At 71.5% G+C, this 22,369-nt stretch carries 18 protein-coding genes and 1 riboswitch; of the genes, 10 read left to right on the top strand and 8 right to left on the bottom strand.

Annotated elements, in window-relative coordinates; all coding sequences use genetic code 11:
* Positions 1 to 113 precede the first annotated feature (113 nt).
* The 7 genes from QSK20_RS19515 to QSK20_RS19485 all read right to left on the bottom strand — a co-directional run bounded on the left by QSK20_RS19515 (position 114) and on the right by QSK20_RS19485 (position 9,158).
* A complete protein-coding gene (locus QSK20_RS19515; protein WP_285790027.1) occupies positions 114 to 1,814 on the bottom strand; it encodes an ABC transporter ATP-binding protein in 1,701 nt (566 codons plus the stop codon).
* Positions 1,811 to 2,674 carry an ABC transporter permease gene (locus QSK20_RS19510; RefSeq protein WP_285790026.1) on the bottom strand — a complete coding sequence of 288 codons (864 nt, stop codon included), beginning with the start codon at positions 2,672 to 2,674 and terminating at the stop codon, positions 1,811 to 1,813. The genes QSK20_RS19515 and QSK20_RS19510 overlap by 4 nt, the downstream gene beginning before the upstream one ends.
* 59 nt (positions 2,675 to 2,733) lie before the next feature.
* Complete coding sequence (locus QSK20_RS19505; RefSeq protein ID WP_285790025.1) at positions 2,734 to 3,756, bottom strand: ABC transporter permease; 1,023 nt, start codon at positions 3,754 to 3,756, stop codon at positions 2,734 to 2,736.
* A complete protein-coding gene (locus QSK20_RS19500; RefSeq protein ID WP_285790024.1) occupies positions 3,753 to 5,342 on the bottom strand; it encodes an ABC transporter substrate-binding protein in 1,590 nt (529 codons plus the stop codon). The genes QSK20_RS19505 and QSK20_RS19500 overlap by 4 nt, the downstream gene beginning before the upstream one ends.
* A 279-nt stretch (positions 5,343 to 5,621) precedes the next feature.
* Positions 5,622 to 5,817: riboswitch (cobalamin riboswitch) on the bottom strand.
* Between the two features lie 151 nt (positions 5,818 to 5,968).
* Positions 5,969 to 6,730, bottom strand: coding sequence for a class I SAM-dependent methyltransferase (locus tag QSK20_RS19495; RefSeq protein ID WP_285790023.1), 762 nt, complete (start codon positions 6,728 to 6,730; stop codon positions 5,969 to 5,971).
* On the bottom strand, positions 6,727 to 7,275 hold the full coding sequence (locus QSK20_RS19490; protein WP_285790022.1) for a DUF5825 family protein: 549 nt from the start codon (positions 7,273 to 7,275) through the stop codon (positions 6,727 to 6,729). The genes QSK20_RS19495 and QSK20_RS19490 overlap by 4 nt, the downstream gene beginning before the upstream one ends.
* On the bottom strand, positions 7,272 to 9,158 hold the full coding sequence (locus tag QSK20_RS19485) for a RiPP maturation radical SAM C-methyltransferase (RefSeq protein ID WP_285790021.1): 1,887 nt from the start codon (positions 9,156 to 9,158) through the stop codon (positions 7,272 to 7,274). The genes QSK20_RS19490 and QSK20_RS19485 overlap by 4 nt, the downstream gene beginning before the upstream one ends.
* A gap of 842 nt (positions 9,159 to 10,000) precedes the next feature.
* Here QSK20_RS19485 and QSK20_RS19480 point away from each other — a divergent pair.
* From QSK20_RS19480 to QSK20_RS19470, 3 genes are all read left to right on the top strand, one after another.
* Positions 10,001 to 10,786, top strand: a complete 786-nt coding sequence (locus tag QSK20_RS19480; RefSeq protein WP_285790020.1) for a maleate cis-trans isomerase family protein — start codon at positions 10,001 to 10,003, stop codon at positions 10,784 to 10,786.
* 2 nt (positions 10,787 to 10,788) lie between these two features.
* Positions 10,789 to 11,988, top strand: a complete 1,200-nt coding sequence (locus QSK20_RS19475) for an FAD-dependent oxidoreductase (protein WP_285790019.1) — start codon at positions 10,789 to 10,791, stop codon at positions 11,986 to 11,988.
* A 90-nt stretch (positions 11,989 to 12,078) separates the two neighbouring features.
* Positions 12,079 to 12,990: an IclR family transcriptional regulator gene (locus QSK20_RS19470; RefSeq protein ID WP_285790018.1), complete on the top strand. Its 912-nt coding sequence runs from the start codon at positions 12,079 to 12,081 to the stop codon at positions 12,988 to 12,990.
* Here QSK20_RS19470 and QSK20_RS19465 read toward each other — a convergent pair.
* On the bottom strand, positions 12,921 to 13,541 hold the full coding sequence (locus QSK20_RS19465; RefSeq protein WP_285790017.1) for a cysteine hydrolase family protein: 621 nt from the start codon (positions 13,539 to 13,541) through the stop codon (positions 12,921 to 12,923). The genes QSK20_RS19470 and QSK20_RS19465 overlap by 70 nt on opposite strands.
* Positions 13,542 to 13,710: 169 nt before the next feature.
* Here QSK20_RS19465 and QSK20_RS19460 point away from each other — a divergent pair, with 169 nt between their 5' ends.
* From QSK20_RS19460 to QSK20_RS19430, 7 genes are all read left to right on the top strand, one after another.
* The gene (locus tag QSK20_RS19460; protein WP_285790016.1) at positions 13,711 to 14,505 is read left to right on the top strand and encodes an ABC transporter ATP-binding protein; all 795 of its coding nucleotides are present in this window, start codon (positions 13,711 to 13,713) and stop codon (positions 14,503 to 14,505) included.
* A 21-nt stretch (positions 14,506 to 14,526) separates the two neighbouring features.
* Positions 14,527 to 15,399, top strand: coding sequence for an ABC transporter permease (locus QSK20_RS19455; protein WP_285790015.1), 873 nt, complete (start codon positions 14,527 to 14,529; stop codon positions 15,397 to 15,399).
* Between the two features lie 130 nt (positions 15,400 to 15,529).
* Positions 15,530 to 16,597: an ABC transporter substrate-binding protein gene (locus QSK20_RS19450; protein WP_285790014.1), complete on the top strand. Its 1,068-nt coding sequence runs from the start codon at positions 15,530 to 15,532 to the stop codon at positions 16,595 to 16,597.
* On the top strand, positions 16,594 to 18,342 hold the full coding sequence (locus tag QSK20_RS19445) for a thiamine pyrophosphate-dependent enzyme (protein WP_285790013.1): 1,749 nt from the start codon (positions 16,594 to 16,596) through the stop codon (positions 18,340 to 18,342). The genes QSK20_RS19450 and QSK20_RS19445 overlap by 4 nt, the downstream gene beginning before the upstream one ends.
* Positions 18,335 to 19,759: an aldehyde dehydrogenase family protein gene (locus QSK20_RS19440; RefSeq protein WP_285790012.1), complete on the top strand. Its 1,425-nt coding sequence runs from the start codon at positions 18,335 to 18,337 to the stop codon at positions 19,757 to 19,759. Before QSK20_RS19445 ends, QSK20_RS19440 begins: the two co-directional genes overlap by 8 nt.
* Positions 19,746 to 21,050 carry an MFS transporter gene (locus QSK20_RS19435; protein ID WP_285790011.1) on the top strand — a complete coding sequence of 435 codons (1,305 nt, stop codon included), beginning with the start codon at positions 19,746 to 19,748 and terminating at the stop codon, positions 21,048 to 21,050. The genes QSK20_RS19440 and QSK20_RS19435 overlap by 14 nt, the downstream gene beginning before the upstream one ends.
* Before the next feature lie 97 nt (positions 21,051 to 21,147).
* The gene (locus QSK20_RS19430) at positions 21,148 to 22,347 is read left to right on the top strand and encodes a CaiB/BaiF CoA transferase family protein (protein ID WP_285790010.1); all 1,200 of its coding nucleotides are present in this window, start codon (positions 21,148 to 21,150) and stop codon (positions 22,345 to 22,347) included.
* Positions 22,348 to 22,369 lie beyond the last annotated feature (22 nt).

The following is a 22,369-nucleotide window of genomic DNA, read 5'->3' as shown; positions in this document are numbered from 1 at the left end:
ACGGTCAGCCGGCACACCACGTCAGACCTGTTCGGACGGAGCACCTCGTACGACCACGACAACGGTGGCTTCGAGTCGATCGGCTTCGACCCCGGATCCCCTCGACCACCAGGTCATCGAGGTCCGGGACGCCCGGTCGCGGCGAGGGCACGGCTCAGGCTGGGTGCCGCCGCGAGCAGGCGTCGGGCGAGCGGATGGTCGGACTCGTCGAGCAGGTGGCGGGTGGAGCCGGTGACCTGCACCCGACCGTGGTCGATCAACGTCACCTGGTCGGCGATCGCGGAGACGACACCCAGGTCGTGGGTGATGAACAACAGGGTGAGCCCGAGATCCTGGCGCAGCGCGGCGAGCAGTTCCAGGATCGTGGCCTGGACGGAGACGTCGAGGGCGGAGGTGATCTCGTCGCACACCAGGACGTCGGGGTCGGCGGCCAGGGCACGGGCGATGGCGACGCGCTGCTGTTCGCCGCCGGAGAGCTGTCCCGGATACCGGTGAACCAGGCCGTGGGGCAGTCGGACGCTGTCCAGCAGCTCCCCGACGCGTTGCGCCACAGGAGCACCTGCGGTGGCGTCGAAGTACCGGACGACCCGGGCGAGTTCGGCCCCGACGGTGCGGCGCGGGTTGAGTGACTCGGCGGGGTTCTGGAAGACGATCTGGATGGCGCGGCGTTGGGCCGGGGTGCGCCTGCGGGCGGTCGGGGCGAGGACCGCGCCGCGCAGGGCGATGCCGCCGGCATCGGGGCGGAGCAGCCCGGCGACACAGCGGCCGATGGTGGTCTTGCCGGAGCCGGAGGCGCCGACGAGCGCCCGGCAGCTACCGGCTTCGAGGTGGAGGTCGACCCGGTCGGCTGCGACGAGCCGCTGGTGACCGTCGCGGTGGGTGACACTCAGTCCACGTACCTGGAGCACCGGGACGGCCGGGGTGGTGGGGGAGCCGGTGGCGCTGGTCGACCGGGTCGTGACCGACGCCCGACGGTGCGGGTCGGGAACGACGTCGAGCAGGTGGCGGGTGTACGGGTGCCGCGGCTGACGAAGGAGGGTACGGGTGCCGCCGTGCTCGACGATGGTGCCGGCCCGGAGCACCGCGATCCGATCGGCGTGTGGGGCGATGGCCGCCACGTCGTGGGTCACGTAGACCATGGCGGCACCGGTCTCGGCGCGGAGGCGGTCCAGGTGGTTGAGGAACTCGTGTTGGGTGACGGCGTCGAGGCCGGTGGTGGGTTCGTCGAGGACGACGACCGCCGGTTCGAGGAGCAGGGCCTGGGCGATGACGACACGTTGGCGCTGGCCGCCGGAGAGTTGGTGCGGGTAGCGGCGCAGGAACCGCCGGTCGGTGGGAAGCCGGGCCCGGTCCAGGGCACGGCCGATCACCACGTCGGCGTCGCGGGTGCGCTGGTGGGCGTGCAGGATCTCGAACAGTTGCCGACCGACGCGCCGGGCCGGATTGAGCGCCTGGAGCGGATCCTGGGGAACGTAGCTGACCAACCGGGAACGTAACCGGCGGAGGTCGGTGTCGGCGCGGCCGAGGATCGGCTCACCGGCGATCCGGATGCTGCCGGCGGTGATGGTGGTGCCGGGATTGGCCCAGCCCAGCAGGGCCAGCGCGGTGGTGGTCTTGCCCGATCCGGAGGCCCCGATGAGCGCCAGCAGGTGTCCGGCCGCCAGATCGAACGTGACGCCGTCGACGATCGGTCGACCGGAGTCGGTGTGCACGTGCAGGCCGTCCACCGCGACGGCGAACTGCCGCCGGGTGGGCGGACCGGTGCCACCGGTCGTCGGAGTGTCGGCCGATGGTCCGGCGGCGTCCAGTGTCATGGTTGGTCGACCTCGTCGTTGACCGGTCCACGGCCGGAGTCGGTTTCGATGGCCGTGTCCGCGGGGCGAAGCGTCGGGGCGGGATCAGGTCTGGCGGCGCCGGCACCGGACCGGCGGCGCAGCCGGGCGGCGATCTCGTCGCCGCCCAGGTTGACGGTGATGGTGAGGGCGGCGATGAGAATGGCCGGGGCGACGACCGCCCACGGTTGGAGCACCAGGCCGGCGCGGTTCTCGGCGACCATCAGCGCCCAGTCGGCGGCGGGGGGCTGCAGGCCGAGTCCGAGGAAGTTGGCGCCGGCGACCATGGCGATGGTGCCGGCGATGCGGGAACCCACGTCGGCGAGGACGGGGGCGGCGATGTTGGGCAGCACGTCGCGGACGGCGACGCCTCGCCAGGACTCGCCGCGGGCGAGCGCCACCTCGACGTAGCCGCGGACGGCGACCTGCAGCGTGGCCGCCCGCACGACCCGGATGATGCCGGGCAGGCTGGCCAGGGCCGAGGCGGCCACGACGACGAGGGTGCCACGTCCGGTGGCGGTGGCGAGAACGGCCAGGACGAGGAACGGCGGGACGGCCAGCAGCACGTCGACCGGCCGGAGGATGACGCTGTCCACCCGGTGGCGGAGCCCGGCGAGGATTCCCGCAGCGGTGCCGGCGAGGTAGGCCGTGACGGTGGCGGCAGCCGACAGCGCGACGACCGTGCGCCCGCCGTGCAGGAGACGACTGAGCACGTCGCTGCCCAGGTAGTCGGTGCCGAGCGGGTGTCCGGATCGGGGCGGAGCGAACGGCAGGCCGACGACCTCGGTGGCCGTGTGCGGCGCGAACCACGGCCCGGCCAGCGCGACCACGAGGAGGCCCACGGCCGTTCCCGCGATGACGCCGCCCCCGGTCCGTCGTCGGATGCGGGGAGGACGGGTGGTCATCGGCCCTGCCGGGGCTGGGTGCGCAGTTTCGGCACCAGCGCCATGACGGTCAGGTCGGCCAGCAGGTAGCCGACGACGGTGGTGGCGGCGAAGAGCAGGGTCACGGACTGTACGTAGGGCAGGTCGCGGTGTCCGATCGCGTGGATCAGGTCGGCCGAGATGCCGGGATAGTTGAAGACGGTCTCGACCACGACGATGCCGCCCACCAGCCAGGTGATGCTGCCCGCGAGGAGCGGTGCCGCCGGGGCGAGGGCGTTCCGTAGGGCGTGGTGGGTGACGATGCGCCGTTCGGCCACGCCGTGCAGCCGCGCCATCCTCACGTAGTCCGAGGCCATCGCCTCGGCCACCTGCGCCCGGACCATCCGGATCGTCTGTGGGGCCATCACCGCGACCAGCGTGAGGACCGGCAGCACGAGGGCCTCGGGAGCGGACAACGGGTTGGCGCCGGGGTCGAGCATGGACACGGCCGGCAGTACCGGCCAGGCGTAGGCGAAGATCGCGATCAGCAGCGTGGCGGTGACGAACTCGGGTAGCGCGCCGACGACGACGGCGGTGACGGTGACGGCCCGGTCGCGGGCGTGACCGGCACGGGCACCGGCCCAGGCGCCGAGGCCGACCGCGACCGGGACGAGCACCGCGGTCGCCACCGCTGCCAGTGTCAGGGTGTTGCGGAGCCGGTCGGCGACGATCTCGGTGACCGGCCGGCCGGAGAACACGGACCGGCCGAGGTCACCTCGCAGGACATCGCCGATCCAGTCCAGGTACCGCTCGGGCAGGGGCCGGTCGAGACCGAGCTCGGCGCGCAGGGCCGTCTTCTGCGCGGCGGTGCCACCGCCGGAGCCGGCACCCTTGGCGAGGAGGACGTCGACGGCGTCGCCGGGCAGCAACTGCATCGCCCCGAAGATCACCACCGAGGCGGCGACGATCACGACGACGGCGCTCAACAGTCGTCCGGCGAGATGGCGGCCCAACGGAAAGCGGTCCCACCACGGCAACCAGGGCCCGGGGCCGGACGTCACAACCACACGCCGGCGTAGTTGCACCAGTCGTCGCTGGCGACGGTGGCCTCCGTGAAACCCCGCACCCGAGGGCTCACCCCGTCGAGCCACCTGGCGTAGGAGTGGATGATGTATCCGCCGTCGGCCCAGAGTTCCTGTTGCAGTTCCCGGTACCGCTCCCTGCGCACCGCCGGGTCGATGGTGCCACGGGCGACGGCGAATCTCGCGTCCCAGGCGGGGCGCTTCCAGGCGGTCTCGTTGCTGAGCGCGTCGGACACGACCGCCTGACCGTAGAACCACTCCAGCGCGTAGCTACCCCAGCTGGTCTGGGTGAAGGGCTGCTTGAGATACACGTCGCTCCAGTACGACGAGCGCTCCGACTTCACCACCTCGATGGTGATGCCCGCCTGCTTGGCCTGCTCGGCGTAGAGCAGCGCCGCCTGCACGTACCCGGGAGTGACGTCGGCGGTGTGCAGGGTGACCTTCAGGTTCTCCCTGCCGGCCTCGCGCAGCAGCGCCCGCGCCCGTTGCGGGTCGTGGGGCCGCTGCGGGATCGAGTCGGCGTAGTTCGGCGCGCCCTTGCCGTACAGGTCGTTGCCGACCTCGCCGTAGCCGAAGAACACCGCGTCGACGATGGCCTGGCGATCCACCGCCAGCTTCAACGCCTCACGCACCCTGGGATCGTCGAACGGTTCGCGGTCGATGAGCATGTTGAACGCGTGGATGGTCCCGACCGGGGACTGGCGGATACCGATCTGTCGGTTGCCCTGGTGGGCCTTGGCCTGCACATGGGACAACTGGTGCACGATGTCGGCCCGCCCGGAGAGGAACACGTTGAGCCGGGCGTCAGCTTCCGCCGCGAGGAGGATCTCCACGCTGTCGACGTAGGGCTTTCCCGGCTCCCAGTAGCGGTCGTTGCGTACCAGTCGGGTACGTTCCCCCGGCGTCCAACTGTCGAACCGGAACGGGCCGGTGCCGACGGGCGGGTGGGCCTTGTCGAAGCTGGTGGTGCCGTTCTGGACCACGTAGACGTACCAGCCGGCCAGCAGCGCCCCCAGATCGGCCATCGGTTGCTTCATGCGCAACTCCACCGTCAGGTCGTCGACCCGTCGCGATCCGGCGAGGTCGACCATGGCGAGGTCGGCGGCGGCCGGCAGCTTGTTCGCCGGATCGATGATCCGCTTGACGCTCCACAGGACGTCATCGGCGGTCAGCGGCTTGCCGTCGTGCCAGACCACGCCCTTACGCAGCACGATCCGCCAGACCGTGCCGTCGGCGTTCGGCTCCAGGCGCTCGGCCAACCGTGGACGCAGAGTCAGGTCGTTGTCGTAGGCGACGAGCTTGTCGAAGATGTTCTTCGCCACCGCTCCACCGCCCCACGAGCCGGCCAGATGCGGGTCGAGCACGTCGTCGGTGGTGCTTGCCCCCGAGGTGACGACCCGCAGACTCCCGCCCCGGCGCGGCAACCCGCCCTGCGCCGCCGTCGGCTCCCGTGTCCCGCATCCGGCCCATCCGGGCACGCCGAGCAGCACGGCGCCGGACATCACACCCTTGAGCACCGCGCGCCGGTCGGCGACCCCGGCCACGCGATCGCTACGTCTGTTCACGGGACAAGCTCCTTGCTCGGGTGGAAGACGGAGCCCACGGCGTCCCGGCAGGGACCGGCCGGGAAGAGTCGTGGACCAGAGCGGGTCACCACGCCGGCGAGCACGACTGCGCGCGGCGCACGTCCCACAGCGGTCGTGGCAGACCATGACGAAGACAGGTCAGCGGCTTCGGTGCCAGCTTCTACGGGAGCGTCGTTCGGGGCGCGACCAGCAGGCGGCGGTCGACGCGCGGGCACCGGACGAGGCCATGTGCATCTGATCCATCCTTCGTAGATCAACATCGATGATGTGCGAGTGGAGGTATCCTGACTCCCGGATCAACGCTCACCCCGGCCTTCCCAGGCTTGCGCCCAGTGGCCCATATGGGGATCACTACCCGGTCACAGTGGCGAGGACCGTGCCGGGCTCACACCGGCTTCCCTCACACATCGCGGGGCCGACCCTAGCAAGGGCATCCACCACACCACATAGGACTCTTGACTGTGTCCTACGCCACTTCCGTGGGATCGGTGAAGCCCACCAGGAGAAATTCGTGCCGGTGGTCAGACCCGCCCGCCGGCACGCGCCGAGCACCATCATCCTGGGTCGGGGCCGGTGCCGGCGGCGTCATGGCGGCCGCCATCCGGCTACCGGGGTGCCGCATCACCCAGCTTGTCCGGCATGTGGGCCACGACCGCGGCACCGGCGTCCGGGACGGCGGCGCCGATGTGGTCGGCCGGGTCCGCCCGGACCCAGGTCCGGTCGGCGCTGACGAACCCGGTCCGGCGTAGGCCCGCCAGCGCCAGCAACTCGTCGAGGTCGGCGTCGTCCACCCGTTCGACGGTGAACCGGTGGTACCAGACGAGGCCCTCCAGTCGGTACCGGATGGTCGCCGCCACCTGACGCGACGTGGGTCGGCGCACCTCGACGAGCACGATCTCCAGTCCGTCCTGGTAGACGTAGGCGGGTCGGGGCGTGTCGAACCAGGACGGGTCCAGCCGTTGCAGCAGGAGGCTTCCGCCGACGGTCAGGTGCCGGCGGGCGGTGGCGAGCCACCGGACGCAGAGCTGGCGGTCCGGGTCGTTGATCAGGTGCGAGGCGAGCAGCACGGCGTCGAAGCGGCCGGGCAGCCGCAGCTCCTCGATCGTCGATCGGACCGTGACGGTGTACGGGATGCGGGCGAGCATCTCCGGTGACTCGTCGACGGCGGTGACCGGGTGGCCGAGGCGGACCAGCGGGCCGGTCATCCGACCGGCTCCGCAGCCGAGTTCGAGGATGGACGCCGCCTGCGGAAGTGCCCGGTGTACCAGCTCCGGTTCGCCCCAGGTGGGCAGCCGGGCGTACAGGTCGACCGAGGAGCCGTCCGGGGCGATCGCCCCCGGTCCGTTGCCCGACGCGCAGCCCTTCATACCGCGGTCGCGGGCACCGGCCACACCCGCATCCGGTACGGCAGGCTCACGGCCAGCCCACCGAGACGAAGCAGGAGCCCCTCGGCGACGAGTTCCTCGGCGGCGGCCCGCCCCTGAGCCGTCCAGTCGTCGAGCCGCTGCGGCGTGAGACAGCGCAGGAACGCCTCCCGTAGCGGCGGTTCGTCGAGCACGTAGACGGCGGATTCGGCCGGGTCCCGTACGTCACGGACTCCGACGAATCCGGGACCCTGCCGGTAGTAGCACAGGCCGAGGCGGAAGGTGTCCCGCCACTCGGTCACGGCGGGGTCCTCACCCGCCGACCACTCCGGTGGGGGCAGGTGCCGCAACGGGGCGAGGTCGAGGCCGCCGGTCGCCCGGCACCGCCAGGTGACCCGGCTTCCCCGGCTCAGACAGTCGCGCAGGAGCGCGACCAGAGCGAGCACGGACGGCGGCTCATCCGGGGTCAGGACGACGGGGTCGAGCAGGCGGGTGGCCTCCGGCCAGGCCGGGTCGGGTGCGGGGCGGCCGGGAACCGTCGCGGTCACGGGGCCGCCTCCAGGACGGCGTACGCCTGCTCGTCCGTGCGGATGCGCAGTGGCGCGACCGTGGTGGCCAGCGCCACCCACCTGTCCGCGTCCGCGAACACCAGCCCGTCGGCCCGCTGCTGGTCGAGCCACCGGGCAAGTTCTGCGGTGTCGACCCGGTGACCGGCAGTGGTGAGCTGGCTGTGCAGCGCGGTGACCGTACGCGGTCGGTTCAGGTCACGGTAGGCCGCGGCGTGCCAACCGCGCAGGGTGTGGTCACGGTGGGGCCAGCCGCTCCGGCGGTCCCGGATGCCGAGGGTGCCGTCCGAGCGTTCGTCGAGCAGCAGGTACGACTCGTGGTGGTCGTCCTGCCACCGGGCCACCGCGTCGTCGAGGGCCCGGGCCGTCTCCGCTCCGATGCCCCGGTCGTCGCACTGGAAGAAGTACGCCAGGTCCATCAGCTCGTCGTGTCCGAAGGGGTAGAGGTACCGGTAGAAGGGCGCGGGCTCGCGGCGGCCGAAGCCGAGTTCGGGCCGCTCGAAGTACGGGCTGAAGCGTTCCACGGTGATGCGTGCCGCGCCACGCGGCGGTTGCAGGTGCACCAGCGCGGGGAACTGCGCGACGACCTCGGTGTAGTCGTGGTCGGTCTCGCCGGGAAACCCGTAGAGGTAGTTCCACTGCACGGTCAGCCGGTGGTCCTCGCTGTCGCGCAGCAGGCGGACGTTGGTGACGCCGTCCACCCCCTTGTCCATGATCTTGAGGACGCGGGCGGACAGACTCTCGATGCCCGGCTGCACGTGGACGATGCCCGCCTCGGCGAGCTGCCGCACCTGGTCGGCGCGAAGGTTGGACTTGACCTCGTAGTGCATCCGCAGGTCCCAGTCGGCGGCGGCGAGCCGTGGCAGCAACGTGCGGAAGTAGTCCATGTCCAGGATGTTGTCCACCGGGATGACGTCGAGGATCTGGTGGCGTTCCACCAGCGTCGACAGCTCGGTCCAGAACTGGTCGGCCGGCTTGCTCCGGAACGCGATCACCGAGCCGTTGAGTCCGCAGAAGGTGCACTGGTGTTTGTCGCCCCACCAGCAGCCCCGGGCCGCCTCGACGACGAGACTGGGGTTGACCCGGTCGCGCAGCACCGACGCGTCGAAGTCCGCCTGCCAACGGTCGAAGGTCGGGATCGGGATGAGCGTCGGCGGTACGGTGGTCCGGGCCGGTGCGACGGCGACGGACCGATCCCCGTCCCACCAGCACACGCCGGGGACGTCGGCGGGCGTCCGGCCGGCGTCGATCCGGTCGAGCAGGAGAGGAAACGCCAGTTCGCCCTCGCCTCGTACGACGTAGTCGACGAACCGGTGGTTGCGGTGCAGCGCGGCCCCCATCGGACCGTCGCAGTTGGCGCCGCCGAACACCACCCGGACCTGCGGTCGCCTCCTCTTGATCGCCCGGGCGAGGGCCAGGCTGGGAATGGTCTGCATGAAGGTCGAGGTGAACCCGACCACATCGGGTTCGCCAGCGACGATCCGTTTCGCCGCGTCCTCGACGAACGGTGCCGCGAGCTGGCGCATCCATTCAATCTTCGGTAGGTCGATCTCGGCCCCGTCGACGCTTTCCGCATGCGTGCGGAACTCTGCCAGGCGCCATTGCGCATCGTCGTGCAATGCCCCGGCGAAGACCCAGTCGCCGGTGCCGTGGAAAAGCCCTTTGTCGGCGACGGCGATGTAGTCGTCGGCGGTGATCTCGCCGGCCGACGCGGTCAGCAGATGCTCCGCCCAGTGCAGGTAGCCGTGGTATTCGTCGATCTGGTCTGTTGGCCGGGCCTGGCGCAGCCGGCTGTGCAACAAACCGACCGGCAGAGAGGGGCTGGATATGGACTGCCAGGGCATCGCCACCAGGCACACCCGCACGGCTACTCCTTCCACGCCGCGCGGGGTTGCCGGCCGCCCGGCCGGCAACCCCGGCGAGCGTCAGCTGGGCGAATCCTTGGGAGTGGAACGCTTGCCACCCGCCGCGATGCGGTTCGGGGGCGGAAGGATCAGGGCGTGCATGGACGTCTGCGGTCGGATCTTGGTTTTCTTGAGCGCCATCGTCGTTACCTCCCTTCTGCTGCGAGACTAACGAGATCCGATTGACGAAAAGCGGCGAACCGTCACCGATCAATCGATCTTCGCGTATGTCGACAAACTTCGACGGCAGGGGTTGCCCGGCCCTGCCGCCCGTTCTAGCCTCAACCGATCGTCAGGCGTGTCCGACGCATCGCCCGGTCGCGGGGGAAGGGTGACAGCGAACCCTCGAACGCAGCGAACCGCTTCCACGTGGACATCTGTCGCGAGGAGCGGTTCTGGCGGTGTTTTACGCTGACCTCAGCGTCTATGGGTACGGGACACCGGCTGGACATTGCTCCGTGGCGCTTGATGCGGGATGGCGCGATTCTTCCGAGCCGTTCGCTTATGGGTCCCGTGGCGGCGGATTTTCTGGATCGGCTCCTGCTGTTGACTCGAAGCCCGGTGGAGCTGACGCGAGGTTCGCACCCCCTGCGCCTTCTGTCTCGCCGGACTGTGGGCGAGAGGCGGCGGCCGGCCCGGTGGAGGGCGAGCGCGCCGTGGATGCGGCAAGTCACCGGCCGGAGTCGGGCGCTGCACACCCCTTGTCATGGCACGGACGCTCGGGTTGACCGGGTTCTTCGCAAGCCCTATCGTTCCAGCACGTAGAACGGCGTACGGCTGAGTCGAACGACTTGAGGGGTGTGATGACCGAGACCGCTCTGGGTGTCATCGTTCCGCCGGCCAACCCGACCGTGGAACCCGAGCTGCGCCGCCTGCTGCCCCCGACCGTCCGCTACCACGTCGCCCGGCTGCCGGTGGTGGACGGGTCGCTGGCGCACCGGCTGGACCGGTACGCCGAGCATCTGCCGTCGGCCGTCGTCGGCTTGCGTGGCCTGAACCTGCGAAGCGCGTACGTCGCGTGCACCGGCTGCTCCTACCGGCCGGGACAGGCGGGCCAGCAGCTCGACCGGGCGGCGACCGACCGGCTCGGCGCGCCGGTGTTCGGCGCCGCGACCGCCGTGCGGCGGGTGCTCGACCGCCTCGCGGTGCGGTCACTGACCCTGGTCTCACCGTATCCGGACTGGCTCACCGAGCAGGCCGCGACGTTCTGGCGGGCCACCGGTCGCACGGTCGTCGAGGTCGTGTCCGTGCCCGGCACGGGCGCCATCTACGACCTTGCCTCCACCACCGTGCGGGACGCCGTGCACCAGGTGCTGCGGTCGCTGGCCGGCGGATCCCCGTCCGGACACGCGGTGCTGGTCACCGGCACCGGCGCGCCCAGTCTGGACGCACTCGACCAGGTCGTGCCGGAGGCACCCGTGCCGGTGCTCTCGTCGAATCTGGCCGGCGCCTGGCTGTTGTTGGAGACCGCCGGGGCGGCCCATCTGGCGAGCGGGTCGCAGAGCGAGGCGCTGCGGCACCTGGCCACGATCCTGGCCGGGCCCGCCACGACGGAGATCGTCGGCGACGCCGCCGGCGGGAAGGAGTGAACGTGGCGCTGTCTGGCCGCCCCGTGGAAGCGCCGGTCGTCGTCCTCGGGGGCGGACCGGTGGGCATGGTCACCGCCCTCGCGCTGGCCCGACGCGACATCCCGGTGATCGTCCTCGAGCGTGGCGACGACGAGGTGCGGTCGGAGTGGCGGGGCTCGACCGTCCACCCGGCGACACTCGAACTGCTGGACGAGCTCGACCTCGCCGCGCCGATGGTCCGGCAGGGGGTCCGCGTGGACCGCCTGGACTACCGCGACCTCGAACTGACCGAGTCCGCCAGCTTCTCCTACGAGCTGCTGGAGGGGGAGACCCGGTATCCCTTCCGGCTGCAGTACGAGCAGTACAAGCTGGTCCGGCAGTTGCGCCGGGCGGTCGCCGAGGCGCCCAACGTGGACATGCGGTTCGGACACGACGTGGTCGGGCTGCGCCAGGACGACACGGGCGTCGAGCTGGAGGTGGCGGCCGGCGGTGAGCGGGTCGTGGTGGCCGGCCGGTGGACGGTGGCCGCCGACGGTGCGCACAGCACCGCCCGCAAGCTGCTCGACGTCCCGTTTCCCGGCTTCACGTACCCGCTCCTCAGTCTGGTGGTGGCCACGCCGTTCCGGTTCGAGGACGTCGTGGCCGATCTCGGGGCGGTGGGGTACTGGTCCGGGCCGCGCGGCCGGTTCTCCCTGATCAAGACGCCGGACGTCTGGCGGGCCGCGCTGTCGACGTCCACCGGCGTGGACGACGATCCGCCGCCGGGCACGCATCCGGACTTCCTCGCCGCCGTCGACCTGCTGCTCAAGGGGCACCTCGATCCGCGCGAGCTGCCGTTGAGTCAGCACCAGACGTACCGGAGCCACCAACGGCTCGCCTCGTCGTTCCGGTTCGGCCGGGTGCTGCTCGCCGGCGATGCCGCCCACCTGACCAGTACGACCGGTGGCATGGGCCTGAACTCCGGCATCCACGACGCGGTGGCGGTCTCCGCCGCGTTGGCCGCACCCGACCAGGAGACCGCCACCGCGGAGTACGCCGAGCGTCGCCGGATGGTGGCCGATCGTTTCGTCCAGCCGGCGACGACGGAGAACCGTACGTCGGCGGACGCGGTCGACCTGGCCGCGCGCCGGGAGCGGCTGGTCGGTCTGCGGACTCTTGCCGAGGACCGTACGGAAGCCACAAAGTATCTGCGGCGTGTCAGTATGCTCGGGGTCCAGCACTAGGCGCCGGGGGCCGCGGGCTTCCGCGCCTGCCGACGTGCGGACGACGCATCGACGAGAGGTCGTGTCGAAGATGGGGGATCGGCGGTGCCGGTGAGTGAGCCAGCGGACGGTAACCGCTACACGACGAGCGGCCTGGGCCGCGCGTTGGCCGTGATCGACCTGCTCGCCGAAGGCAGCCCGGAGATGATCGGGGTGTCCACCGTGGCCCGGGAGCTGAACCTGCCCAAGGCCGTGGCGCACCGCATCCTCAAGGAGTTGACCGCGAACCAGTTCGTCACCTTCGACGAGGGCACCCGGCGGTACCGGCTCGGGCCGGGCGCCCTGGCGGTCGGTCTGGCCGCGCTCCGTGCCATCGACGTCCAGGCGATCACGAACCGGCACATGCGGCGGCTGGTGGAGGCCACCGGTGAGACCGCGACGTTGTCGATGCGTCAGGGCTGGATACGGGTCTACACCGATCAGGTGCTCTCGCCGCACGAGATCCGGATGTCCGTCACGCTCGGCTCCCGGCATTCGCTCTCCGCGGGCTCCTCGTCCAAGGCGATCCTGGCGGCGCTACCCGACGCCGAGGTGGACGAGTACCTGGCGACCCACGAGCTCACCTCGATGACTCCGGCCACCATCACGTCGGTCGAGCAACTCCGGGACGACCTGCGGGCCGTGCGCCAGCAGGGTTACGCGGTGAGCCGGGGCGAGCGTCAGGCCGGCGCGGCGAGCGTGGCGGCGGCCATCCGCCTCGCCTCCGGGGAGGTCTACGGGTCGCTGTCGCTGTGCGGCCCGGCGGACCGCTTCTCGTCCCGGCTGCTGGCCGAGTACGGCGAGCTGGTGTCGGACGCGGCCCGGCAGGTCAGCGCCGAACTGGGCTACCTGCCCGCCCAGGAGCAGGAGGCGACGGAGCCGGAGCCGGCGAGCCGCGGCCGGACGGCCCGGCGTCAGGGCTCCCGGGCTTCCCGGGACCAGTCCGCGACCAGCCTGGTCGAGGTCGTGGCCTCACAGAAGTAGAACCCGAGGTTGCGGATCGCCGCGTCGGCGAGATCCGCGCGGGTCCAGCCGACCAGATCGGTCGGCATCGTGACGGCCAGGTCGGCCATGTAGGCGTCGCGGATGGTGGAGTCGACGCAGACGTTGGCCGCAGTGCCGACCACCACCACGTGGTCGCGCCCGTGTGCGCGCAGCAGGTTGTGCAGGGGAGTCCCGACGAAGGCGCTGTAGCGCGTCTTCTCCAGGTGGCAGTCGCCCGGTTCGGGCACCAGGCCGTCGGCGAGCTGCGCGCCCCAGGAGCCGGCCGCGCAGACGTCGAGCGGGCTGCGGCCCATCGCCTCTGCGCGCGCCTGCCGGGCCGGTGACACCAGCTGTTCGTGGGCGGCCTGCCGCACCCAGACGACCACGCAGCCGGCGGTCCGGGCCCGGTCGAGGAAGTCGGGCAGCCGGCGGGCGAGCTCGGCGTTGACGCGTACGTCGGCCCCGAGCGCCGCCATCGCGCCGGTGGGGGAGCAGAAGTCCTGCTGCATGTCGATGACCAGCACGGCGGTGCGCAGGGGCGAGTGTTCCATTCTCTTCCTCCTCGATCGGGGGAAATGGCGCGACCGGCGCGTCGAGTCTGGCCTGGTCAGCCATTGACCTTGGCGCTGACCATAGCTTACGTTCGCATGAACAGAACGGCGTACTGCACACGCGAACAATCTCGCGGGTGCTGCCAGTCGGTCGGCGACAGGGGAAGCCATGAGTGCGATCACGGTGGAGGGCGTCAGCAAGGTCTTCGCGGGCGCGAGTGGACAGTCGATGCTCGCCCTGAGCGACGTCTCGCTCGACATCGCCGACGGTGAGTTCGTCGTGCTGCTCGGTCCCTCGGGCTGCGGCAAGACCACGCTGCTGCGCATCATCGGCGAACTGGAGAGCCCGACCACGGGACGGGTGCTCCGCGACCACGGCGGGCGGGCCGCCGGAGCCGAGAAGCCGTTGGGCTTCGTCTTCCAGGAGGCCACCCTCATGCCCTGGCGGTCGACCGCCGCGAACGTCGCCCTGCCACTGGAGATGGCCGGTGTCGGGCGGCGGGAGCGGATGGCCAGGGTCCGCGAGATGCTGGCCCTGGTCGGGCTCGCCGAGGCGGAGGAGAAGTATCCGCACCAGCTCTCGGGCGGTATGCGGCAGCGGGTCTCCATCGCCCGGGCGTTGGCACACGACCCCAGGATCCTGCTGATGGACGAGCCGTTCGGTGCGCTCGACGCGCAGACCCGCGACACGATGAACGCCGAACTCCAGCGGATCTGGCTGGAGACCCGCAAGACGGTCGTCTTCGTGACGCACTCCGTCTCCGAGGCGGTGTTCCTGGCCGACCGCATCGTCATGCTCGGGACCAAGCCCGGCCACATCCACTCCATCACCGAGGTGACGCTGCCCCGGCCGCGCACCGTGGACATGACCGAGTCCGCCGAGTTCCGCCACCTGGCCGCCGAGTTGCGCCGCCAGATCGGCGAGGTCCAGGACACCGAAGCCCGACCTGCCCTCTCGGCCTGACCAGCATTCGAGGTGCCGCACGTGACCAACACCGACCAGCGCCACCGAGCGCCGACGTCGCCTCCCGGGCAACTGCTGAAGCCGCCGCGACCGAGCTGGTCGCAGCGGCTGCGCGAGAACCGCTGGCTGTCCTTCTACACCAGTCCACTGCTGATCGCGCTGTTCATCGTGGCGTGGAAGATCTACGTGGAGGCCACCGACCTGTCGCGATTCGTGCTACCGCCACCGGAGGCGGTGTTCCGGTCGTTCGTCGAGCAGATCACCGACCCGTTCGTGTGGCAGCAGCACATCTGGACGACCTTCTACGAGGTCATGATGGGCCTGGCCCTGGCGATCGTGCTGGGCGTCGGACTCGGCCTGATGATCGGCAAGTCACCGCTGTTCGACCGCATCACCCGGCCGTTCATCGTCGGCACCCAGGTGGTGCCGAAGGTCGCGCTGGTGCCGCTGTTCATCCTCTGGCTGGGCTTCGGCCCGTCGTCGAAGGTGGTCATCGCCGCGCTGCTGGCCTTCTTCCCCCTGCTGATCAACACCTCGTTCGGCGTCCGCTCGGTGCCGCGCTCCATGCACGACCTGATGACGACCCTGAAGGCCTCGCGCTGGGAACGGTTCTGGCGGGCCGACCTGCCGTACACCGCGCCGTTCATCCTCGCCGGCATGGAGCTGGCGGTCGTGCAGGCGACCATCGGCGCGATCGTCGGTGAGTACCTGGGCGGCGACAAGGGACTCGGCCGGTACGCGGTCAACCTCCAGAACAACCTGCAGGTCGACAAGCTGTTCGGCGCGATCCTGATCATGGCCCTGTTCGGCTTCACCCTCTACAGCATCGTGACCAGCGCCCGTCGGCTGCTGATCCCCTGGCACGAGTCCGTGCAGCCGCGGCGTACCCCCTGACGGGTACCGCGCCGCCACATTCCCACATCCCCATCCCCTGGCCGGATGCCGCCCCCCGGCGTCGGCGGACCTCCCCGTGCCGCCGCCCGTCCGCACCCCCCAACTTTCCCCAGCCCTCCGGGAGACTCTCGTGACAGAGAACCGTTACACCGGTGCGCCGGTCTCACGGCGCTCGTTCCTCCGGCTCGGCGCCACCGCCGGGCTCCTGCTGCCCGGTGTCGGCGGCCTGACCCTGCTCACCGGCTGCGGTGACGACGAGCAGACCAACGCCGACGGCAGTGTCTCCGGCTCGTACATGACCGCCTCCGGCATGACCCTGAGCTTCGTGGAGACGATGGTCGCCAAGGAGCGCGGCTTCTTCTCCGAGTACGGACTCAACCTGGACATCAAGGGTGGCCAGGGCACCGCCACGGCCATCCAGGCCGTGCTCGGTGGCTCGGCCGACCTGACCCGGGCGAACGGCATCAACGCGATCATCGCGGTGGCCAACGAGCAGGCGCCGTTCGTCAGCATCGCCAGCGTGCGACAGAAGTCGCAGTTCGAGGTGGTCTCCCTGCCGGACGACCCGATCCGCGATCCGGCCCAGTTGGCCGGCCGCACCTGCGGCATCGTGTCGACCGGTGGCGCCACCGAGAACCTGCTCGACGTCATGCTGATCAACGCGGGCGTCGACCCCAAGTCGGTGAAGCGTCCGGTCACCGGCGTCGGCACCGCCGCGTACGAGTTGGCCCGCAAGGGCCAGATCGACGCCTGGGTCTGCGTCAACACCGACCGGGCCACCATCCAGAAGGAGGTCGGCCCGGTCAACTTCTTCAGCACCGACGACTTCGCGCCGATGCCCTCCGACTCGTACAACACCAGTCTGAAGATGGTGGAGTCGGGCAGCGACATGCCGGTGAAGTTCCTCGCCGGCGTGCTCAAGGCCATGGACTACGCCAGCAAGGAGGAGAACTGGGACCAGGTCATCAACGACCTGCGCAAGTACAACCCGGAGGCCGACCCGGAGCAGGCGCGCGCCGAACTGCCGCTGCTGGTCGAGAGCTGGCTGGCGGCCGGCCCGGACAAGACCCTGCAGATGAACGAGCAGATCTGGCGCACGGGCCAGGAGAGCCTGATCAAGGCCGGGCTGGTCAAGTCCGCGGCACCGATCGACAAGCTCATCCACCCGGACTACCTCGAACGCGCGAGGACGCTGTGACCGCCGCAGCCACACCGGAACCCGGCGCCAGCGCCGCCGCCGCCGTACTGGCGTCGGCCTCGGCCAGCGGCGTCCGGCGGCTCTGGTTCACCAGCGGCTCCGAGCTGACCTCGTTCCAGGAGGCCGGCGCGCGGGCCCGGCACGCGGGCGAGCCGACCCCGGAGATCGTCACCTGCCCGCACGAGCACGTCGCGCTCACCGCGGCGATGGGCGACACCATGGTCTCCGGTCGCCCCGCCATGACCGCCGCCCACGCCGACCTCGGTCTCCTGCACCACGGCGGTGCCATCCACAACGCCATGTGGGGCGACCACCCTGTCCTGATCATGTCGGGCTACCCGCCGACCCGCGCGGAGTCGCGCACCTCGCCGGTGTTCTGGAAGCAGCAGCGCTGGGACCAGGGCTCGATCGTCCGGCAGTACGTGAAGTGGGACTACAAGCTCTCCGCCCTCGACGACCCCGGCCTGATCGTGGCCCGCGGCCTGCAGGTCGCGCTCGCGCCCCGGCGCGGCCCCGTCTACCTGGCGGTGCCGGAGGAGGTGGGCCGGCACACCGTCCCCGTCACCGGACGGGTCCCCAGCGCCCAGGCGCTCGGTGTCCCGGTCCTCGGCCCCGGCGACGCCGGGGTGGTCAGCGAGGTGGCCCGCCGCCTGACGACCGCCCGGCGACCGGTCATCGTCACCGACCGGGTCGGCGAGGACCCCCGCGCCGTGGCGCTGCTCGCCGAACTGGCCGACAGCCTCGGCGTCGAGGTCCGCGCGACCCGGTACCGGATGAACCTGCCCGACGACAGTCCGTGGCGGTCGACCACACCGCTGGACCAGTTCGACGTCGTCGTCGTCCTGGACCACCCGGTGCCCTGGATGCCCGCGCTGGAGCAGCCGAGCGACGACGCGTGGATCGGCTGGGTGGGACCCGACCCGATCGAGAGCCGGGTGCCGCTGCACGAGCTGCGCGCCGACGCCCGTACCGTGGCCGACCCGGCGGCGTTCCTCGCCGCCGTGCTGGGCGAGGTGGGGGCGGCCGGGACGGGCGCCGCCGACCACGTCCGCCAGCGCCGGCAGCGACCCCCGGTCGACAGCGCCGCCCGGCCGGCGGCCGGGGGCGGCCCGGCCGCCGGCGCACCCACCCCCGCGCTGATCGCCGCGGCCCTGGACCGGCACCTGCGCCCCGACGACCTGCTCACCTGGGAGGTGTTCGACACGGCGGCGGTCACCCGCACGAAGCCGGGCACGCTGTTCGAGAAGGGCGGCTCCAGCCTGGGCTGGTCGGTCGCCGCGGCGACCGGCGCGCGCATCGCCTCCGGCGGCGCCCACGCGGTGGCGGTGACCGGCGACGGCTCGTACCTCTTCGGCTCACCGGACTCCTGCCTGTGGTTGCAGCAGCAGCACGACGCCCCGGTGGTCACCGTGGTGGTCAACAACGGCGGATACCGGACCGGCACGACCACGCTCGCCGCCCACTACCCGGGTGGACTGGCCGCCGCCGAACCCACGGTGGTCGGCGGTCACCTCACCCCCTCGCCGGACTTCGCGGCGCACGCGCGTTCGCAGGACTGCTACGGGGAGCGGGTGGTCCGGGCGGCGGACCTCGCCGCCGCCCTGGACCGGGCCCGGACCGCGGTCGAGCGCGACCGCGTCCCCGCCGTGCTGGACGTCTGGGTGCCCGAACACCTCACCGGGTCCATGGAACCCCGCCGCCGGGAGCGTGCCCGAGCGACGACCGAAGGGAACAGCGATGGTTGACGTCCTCTCACCCATCGACGCCCGGGTGCTGACCCGTCTCACACCCGCGACACCGTCCGACGTGGACAGCGCCGTCCGCGCGGCACGCGCCGCCCAGCCGGGCTGGGCCCGCCGCACCGGCGGTGAACGTGGCCGGATCCTGCACGCGGTCGCCGATCTCATCGAGGCCAACCTGGAGGAGCTGGCCGAGACCGAGACCCGCAACACCGGCAAGATCCTCGGCGACACCCGGCGGGAGGTGCGCCGGGCAGCGGGCACGTTCCGCTACTACGCCGGCTGCGCCGACCAGGTCCGGGGCGAGACGATCCCGGTCGGTACGGAGTACCACACCTACACCGTGCCCGAGCCGTACGGCGTCGTCGCCGGGGTCATCCCGTGGAATGTGCCGTTCTTCTTCGCCGCCAAGAAGATCGCGCCGGCGCTCGCCTTCGGCAACGCCTGCGTGCTCAAGCCCGCCGAGGAGACGCCGCTGACCGCCCTGCGGCTGGCCGGACTGCTCGCCGAGGGGGGTGTTCCGGAGGGCCTGGTCCAGGTGCTGCCGGGCGGCCGGGAGACCGGCGCGGCGCTGGTGTCGCACCCGGACGTCGACCTGGTCGTGTTCACCGGGCACCACGAGACCGGCAAGGCGATCGCCCGTACGGCGGCGGCCAACCTCACGCCGGTCGCGCTGGAACTCGGCGGCAAGTCGCCCCAGGTGGTCTTCCCCGACGCCGACCTGGACCGGGTGGTCGACGCGGTGGTGCTGGGTGTCTTCGCCTCCTGCGGCCAGATGTGCATCGCCGGCTCCCGGCTGCTCCTGCACGAGTCGATCTACGACGACGTGCTCGACCGGGTGGCCGAGCGCGTGCGGGCGCTGCGGGTGGGCGACCCGTTCGACGAGGCAACGGACCTGGGTCCGCAGATCACCGCGGCGCAGCGGGACAAGACGTTGGAGTTCATCGCCGAGTCCCACTCGACCGGCCGGGTGGTGGCGCAGTCCGCGATCCCGGACGACGAGCGGTTGCGCGGCGGCTTCTACGTACCGCCGACGGTGGTCGACCGGCTGGCCGACGGCGCGCGTCTCCTGCGCGAGGAGGTCTTCGGACCGGTGTTGGCGGTGTCCCCGTTCCGGGACGACGCCGACGCGCTCCGGCTGGCCAACGACACGCAGTTCGGCCTGGCCGCCGGCGTCTGGACCGCCGACATCGCACGGGCGCACCGCTTCGCCGGGCAGGTCCGGGTGGGCACGGTGTGGATCAACACGTACCGGGTGCTGTCCGACCTCGTGCCGTTCGGCGGCGTCGGCCTGTCCGGGTACGGCCGGGAGAACGGGACCGAGGCCGCCCGCCTCTACCTGCGTCCGAAGTCGGTCTGGACCTCGTTGACGACCGGACTGCCGCAGGGGTACGGGCTGGGAGGCGCGGGTGCCGCAGGCTGACCGTCCGGCCGGTCCACCCCCGGCCACGCCGGCGGACGCGGCCACCGTCGAGGTCGGGCGCAGCGCGACCGCGCTGCTGCGCGACCGCCGTTTCGGCCCGTACTTCTTCGGGTCGCTGGCGTCGAACACGGGCACGTGGTTCCAGAACGTCGCGGCGATCCTGACGATCTTCACGCTGACCCGCTCCGCCTTCATGGTCGGGCTGGTCACCGCGCTGCAGTTCGGGATGCAACTGGTGCTCGCCCCGGTGATCGGGGCGGTCGCCGACCGCGCCGACCGGCGGCTGCTGATCGTCGTCGGGCAGACGCTGGGCGGCGTGGCCGCGGCAGTCCTCGCCCTGCTGGCGTTCCTGGACCGGCTGGACCCGTGGCTCATCCTGGCCTTCGTGGGACTGTCCGGGGTGGGACAGGCGATCACCGGACCGGCCGCGCAGGCGCTGGTGCCGAACATCGTCGGTCGCGCCGACGTCGCCCAGGCGATCGCCCTGCACTCGCTCACCTTCAACCTGTCCCGCGCGATCGGACCGGTGGCCGGGGCGGCCACCTACACGCTGGCCGGCGCCGGTACGGCGTTCGCGGTGAACGCCGGCAGCTTCCTGGTGTTCGCCCTGGCGCTGGCCCGAGTGCGCCTGCCCCGGCCCGGGGACGGCACACGGGCGCGGGGCCGGCTGGGGGTCTTCGGTGGCCTCGCCTACGTGCGTGACCGCCCCGACCTGGTGCGCTGCCTGATCGCCGTGGCTCTGATCGGGCTGGCGATGGAACCGATCAACACGCTCTCGCCGCTGTTCGCCGAGAGCTTCGGCGGCGGGGACGTCCTGGTCGGCATCTTCATCACCTGCTTCGGGGTCGGCTCGGCGCTGATCGCCGGCTGGGTCGGCCGGCTGCGGCGGGTGGTGGGCAGCGGCCGGACGGGCGCGCTCGGCGTGCTCGCGCTGGGTGCCGGGATGACGGTGCTGGCGGTGAGCCCCGGGCCGGTGACGGCCGTCGCCGGTATCGCCGTGGCGGGTGCCGGCTACCTGCTCGCCGTCAGCGACGTCAACGCCACGATGCAGCAGGGACTGGCCGACGCGGTGCGTGGCCGGGTGATGGCGTTGTGGTCGATGTGTTTCCTCGGCATCCGACCGTTTGCCGCGATGCTGCACGGCTGGCTGGGCGACACCTTCTCCGCCCGCGTCGCGGCGTTCGTCGCGGCGGTCGCCGCGGTGGCCGCCGCCGTGACCCTGACCGGCCGGCTGGCGGTGCCCGGCCGGTCGAGGTCGCGCCGGCAGCCGGCCGGTCCCGACGCGGAATGACGGGGCCACCAGCGCGTTGACCTTGTCTTTGATCCCAGACTACGCTGCTGAGCGAAACGCCGTTCGCTTGACGCGAACGATTTGGAATGGAGGGCCAGTGCGCGACGGACCACTGACCGGACTCCGCGTCATCGACGCCTCGACGATCCTGGCCGGGCCGCTGTGCTGCCAGATCCTCGGCGACTTCGGCGCCGACGTCATCAAGATCGAACACCCGGTCGCCGGCGACAGCATGCGGGGGCACGGCCACGCCAAGGACGGCGTGCCACTGTGGTGGAAGGAGATCTCCCGCAACAAGCGGACCGTCGGGCTGAAGTTGTCCGTACCGGAGGGTGCCGACCTGTTGCTGCGCCTGGCGGCCACGGCCGACGTGCTGGTGGAGAACTTCCGCCCCGGCACGCTGGAGCGGTGGGGGATCGGTCCGGAGCAACTGCACGAGGTCAACCCCGGCCTGGTGCTGGTGCGCATCTCCGGCTTCGGACAGCAGGGCCCGTACGCGCACCGGCCCGGCTTCGGCACCCTCGCCGAGGCGATGAGCGGCTTCGCGCACCTCACCGGCGAACCGGACGGCCCGCCGACGCTGCCGGCGTTCGGCCTGGCGGACAGCATCTGCGGCATCGCGGCGTCCTCGGCGGCCATGGTGGCGCTGTGGGCCCGCGAGCGCAACGGCGGAAAGGGCCAGGTAGTCGACCTGAGCCTGCTCGAACCGATCATGATGGCGGTCGGGCCCGGCCCCACGGTGTACGACCAGCTCGGCGTGGTCCAGCAACGGCACGGGAACCGCTCCTCGAACAACGCCCCGCGCAACACGTACCGCACCCGGGACGGCGACTGGGTGGCGGTGTCCACCAGCGCCCAGACCATCGCCGAGCGGGTGCTGCGCCTCGTCGGCCACCCCGAGGTCGTCGACGAGCCCTGGTTCGCGTCCGGACGGGAGCGGGCCCAGCACGCCGACCTGCTCGACGACCTCGTCGGCGGCTGGATCGCCGAGCGCACCCGCGACGAGGTCATGCGGGCCTTCGAGGAGGCCGGCGCGGCGGTAGCGCCCGTCTACAGCGCCCGCGACATCGTCGCCGACGAACACGTCCGGGCCACCGGCATGGTGGTCGAGGTCCCCGACCCGGACCTCGGCGACATGCTGATGCACAACGTGCTGTGGCGCATGTCGGACACGCCCGGCCGGATCCGCTTCACCGGTCGGCCCCCGGGGGCCGACACCGACGATCTTCTCATCGACGAGCTCGGCTGCTCGCCCGAGGCCATCGCCGAACTGCGTACCCGGGAGATCGTGGCCTGACGGCCGACCCACGAACCTAAGG

Origin of the sequence: Micromonospora sp. NBRC 101691 (assembly GCF_030269285.1) — a bacterium.
Taxonomy (GTDB): domain Bacteria; phylum Actinomycetota; class Actinomycetes; order Mycobacteriales; family Micromonosporaceae; genus Micromonospora; species Micromonospora echinospora.
The sequence above is the reverse complement of the archived record's forward strand: the minus strand, read 5'-3'. Positions and strand labels throughout refer to the sequence as shown.